At 70.9% G+C, this 3,787-nt stretch carries 2 protein-coding genes; both read left to right on the forward strand.

All coding sequences use genetic code 11. From position 1 onward, the window contains the following. Positions 1–179 precede the first annotated feature (179 nt). Positions 180–2,453 carry an ATP-dependent Clp protease ATP-binding subunit gene (locus WBP48_RS12015; protein WP_424440728.1) on the forward strand — a complete coding sequence of 758 codons (2,274 nt, stop codon included), beginning with the start codon at positions 180–182 and terminating at the stop codon, positions 2,451–2,453. 262 nt (positions 2,454–2,715) lie between these two features. Then, positions 2,716–3,549, forward strand: coding sequence for a UbiA family prenyltransferase (locus WBP48_RS12020; RefSeq protein WP_424440730.1), 834 nt, complete (start codon positions 2,716–2,718; stop codon positions 3,547–3,549). Positions 3,550–3,787 lie beyond the last annotated feature (238 nt).

The raw sequence follows: 3,787 nt of genomic DNA on the forward strand, positions 1-3,787 counted from the left end.
GTACCCGTTCTCTCGGCGGCCCGTTGTTCTCTCGCGGGACCGGGTGGCGAATCGGGAGCGGGCGCCCGGGCGGCGGGCGGCAGGGCGGCTGGCCCGGCGCGCTTGCACCCGGCATCCGTCGTGCTAAACTTGAGCCTAGGCGACTCAAGTTTGATCGCCGCAGGATTCAAGGAGAACGAATGAACGCACAACCCGCACCCGGGCAGGAGGAGCAGCAGAGCCCTCTCGAACAGTTCGGGATCAACCTCACCGACCGTGCCCGGCAGGGCAAGCTCGACCCGGTGATCGGGCGCGACAGCGAGATCCGCCGCGTCAGCCAGGTGCTCACCCGCCGCACGAAGAACAACCCGGTGCTCATCGGCGAGCCCGGCGTCGGCAAGACCGCCGTCGTCGAGGGACTCGCGCAGCGCATTGTCGCCGGCGATGTCGCCGAAAGCCTCAAGGACAAAGAGCTCGTCAGCCTCGACATCTCCGCCCTCGTCGCGGGCGCGATGTACCGCGGGCAGTTCGAGGAGCGCCTCAAGAGCGTCCTCAAGCAGATCACCGAGTCCGAGGGCCGCATCATCACCTTCATCGACGAGCTGCACGTCCTCATGGGCGCCGGCGGCGGCGAAGGGTCCGTCGCGGCATCCAACATGCTCAAGCCCATGCTCGCGCGCGGCGAACTGCGCCTCATCGGCGCGACCACGCTCGACGAGTACCGCGAGTTCATCGAGAAGGATGCCGCGCTGGAGCGCCGCTTTCAGCAGGTGTATGTCGGCGAGCCGAGCGTCGAAGACACCGTCGCGATCCTGCGCGGACTGAAGGGTCGGTACGAGGCGCACCACGGCGTGACGATCACCGACAGCGCGCTCGTCGCGGCGGCGGCGCTGTCGAACCGCTACATCCCGTCGCGGCAGCTGCCCGACAAGGCGATCGACCTCATCGACGAGGCGATGAGCCGGCTCAAGATGGAGATCGACTCCTCGCCCGTCGAGATCGACCAGCTCAAGCGGCAGGTCGACCGGATGCGGCTCGAAGAGCTCGCGCTCAAGAAGGAGAAGGACGCGGCATCCAAGGAACGCCTGTCGAAGCTGCGCGAGCAGATGGCCGGCGCCGAGGCGGAGCTGAAGGCGCTCGAGGCGCGCTGGGAGCAGGAGCGCAGCGGGCTGAACCGGGTCGGCGACCTGAAGAAGCGGCTCGACGAGGCCATCACGGAGCGTGACCGCGCCCTGCGCGAAGCCAACTACGCGAAGGCGTCGAAACTCGAATACGAGACGATCAAGCAGCTGCAGGCAGAGGTCACCGAGGCCGAGCGTGCCGAGTCCGGCGCGGGCGCCGGGCAGGAGCGCATGGTCAACGAGCAGGTGACCGACGAGGACATCGCCGCCGTCATCGCGGCGTGGACCGGCATCCCGGTGGGACGGCTGCTGCAGGGTGAGAGCGAGAAGCTCGTGCACCTGGAGGCCGAGCTCGGCAAGCGCCTGATCGGCCAGAAGGATGCCGTGAAGGCGGTGTCGGATGCCGTCCGGCGCTCGCGCGCCGGCATCAGCGACCCGAACCGGCCCACCGGTTCGTTCCTGTTCCTCGGGCCGACCGGCGTGGGTAAGACCGAGTTGGCGAAGGCGCTCGCGGAGTTCCTGTTCGACGACGAGCGCGCCATGGTCCGCATCGACATGAGCGAGTACGGCGAGAAGCACTCCGTCGCGCGGCTGGTCGGTGCCCCTCCCGGATACATCGGGTACGAGCAGGGCGGTCAGCTGACCGAGGCGGTCCGCCGCCGTCCGTACTCCGTCGTGCTGCTCGACGAGGTCGAGAAGGCGCACCCCGAGGTGTTCGACATCCTGCTGCAGGTGCTCGACGATGGGCGCCTGACCGACGGGCAGGGCCGGACCGTGGACTTCACGAACACGATCCTGATCCTCACCTCGAACCTCGGGTCGCCGATGCTGATCGACCCGACGCTGCCCGTGGAGGTCAAGCGCGAGCAGGTGATGGCGCTCGTGCGCCAGGCGTTCCGGCCCGAGTTCCTCAACCGGCTCGACGACATCGTGATGTTCCAGGCGCTCTCGCAGGACGACCTTGCGCAGATCGTGGAGCTCTCGGTCGACGCGCTGCAGCGCCGGCTGCACGAGCGCCGACTCACCCTCGCGGTGACGCCCGACGCGCGGGCGTGGCTCGCGGAGCGCGGCTACGACCCGCTGTTCGGGGCGCGGCCGCTGCGCCGGCTCATCCAGAGCGAGATCCAGGACCGGCTCGCGATGGCGCTGCTGTCGGGCGGCGTGCGCGACGGCGACATCGTGCGGGTGGATGTGGAAGCCTCCGGCGCGCAGCTCGTGCTCACCAGCACGGGACCCGCGCCCGAGGAGCGCGCCGCGGCATCCGGTTCGGGTTCGGGTTCGGGTTTTGGCTCTGGTGCTGGCTCGTTCGACGATGATGACGACGTCATCGAGGCCGAGCTGCTCGACGACTGACACGACCCGCCCGCCCTCATCCCGCCCGCTCGCCTGCCCGCCCTCGTCCCGCCCTCGTCCCGCCCTCATCCCGCCGAGTGTGCCGGTTCGTGCCGAGTCCGCCGGTTGTTGCCCGTTCACAAGGGGTGCTCTCGGCAGCAACCGGCGCACTCGGCGTCGGCGCTGGCGTCGGCGATGGAGCTGGGGCTGGGGCTGGGGCTGGCCAGACCCGGGTCAAGAGCGGCGCGCTGGGCTAGCGTCGGGGCATGCCGGAGGTCAGAGGATGAGGCGGGTGCGGGCGCTGTGGGCGTCGTCGCACCCCGGCCCCTCGTTGGTCGTGACGGTGCTCGCCGTCGCGTTGGGTGTCGCCGCCGGGCTTTCGCTGTGGCGCACGCTGGTGCTCGCAGCTGCGGTGCTGGCGGGTCAGCTCTCGGTCGGGATCTCGAACGACGCGATCGACGCCGACCGCGATCGGGCGGTGGGCCGGCACGACAAGCCGATCGCCCGGGGCGACATCGGCGTGCGGACGGCCTGGGGCGCGGCGATAGCCGCGCTCGTACTCGCACTCGTCCTGTCGCTCGTGCTGGGTCCGGCGATGGCCGCGGTGCACACGGTCGCGCTCGCGTCGGCGTGGGCGTACAACGCGGGTCTCAAGAGCTCCGCCTGGTCGGTCGTGCCTTTCGTCGTGAGCTTCGGTTCGTTCCCGTCGCTTGCGACGCTGTCGGCCGAGTCACCGCAGCTCGCGACGCCGTGGGCGACGATCGCCGGCGCCGTGCTCGGGGCGGCCGTGCACTTGACGAACGTGCTGCCCGACCTCGATGACGACGATCGCACCGGCGTGCGGGGCCTGCCGCATCGCCTGGGAGCGCAGGCGTCCGTCGTGCTGGCAGTCATCGGCATCCTCCTCGGTGCGCTGGCCGTGCTCGTGGGGCCCGCGGGCGGCGACGTCGCCACGGCCGGACCCGTCGCGTGGGCGTTCTTCGGCGCGGTGGTCGCCGTCGCGATCGCGACCCTGGCGATCGCGGCGCGGCATCCGCCCGGACGCAGCCTCTTCCGGCTCACGATGCTGGGCGCGCTCCTGCTCGCCGCGCAGCTCGTGGCCACGCGCGGCGCGTGAGCCCCGTGGGGTGGGTCGGGGTGGGTCGGGTGGGTCGGGGTGACGGGTCTGAGGTGGTGGGTCTGAGGTGGCGGGTCTGAGGTGGCGGGTCTGAGGTGGCGGGTCTGAGGTGGTGGGAGTCGCAGCCACTGCCGTGCGGAGGCTCAGGCGCCGCGGTCGAAACCCATGGCGTACGCGTGCGCGAACAGGCGCGACGACGGCCCGGACAGGGCTGCGCGCAGGGCCCCGGCGCGCAGGG

Source organism: Microbacterium sp. (assembly GCF_049661145.1).
Classification (GTDB): Bacteria; Actinomycetota; Actinomycetes; order Actinomycetales; family Microbacteriaceae; genus Microbacterium.

Bases quoted from the DNA above. Each gene is read 5' to 3' on its own strand.
- WBP48_RS12015 (WP_424440728.1), top strand. From the start codon at position 180: ATGAACGCACAACCCGCACCCGGGCAGGAGGAGCAGCAGAGCCCTCTC.
- WBP48_RS12020 (WP_424440730.1), top strand. From the start codon at position 2,716: ATGAGGCGGGTGCGGGCGCTGTGGGCGTCGTCGCACCCCGGCCCCTCG.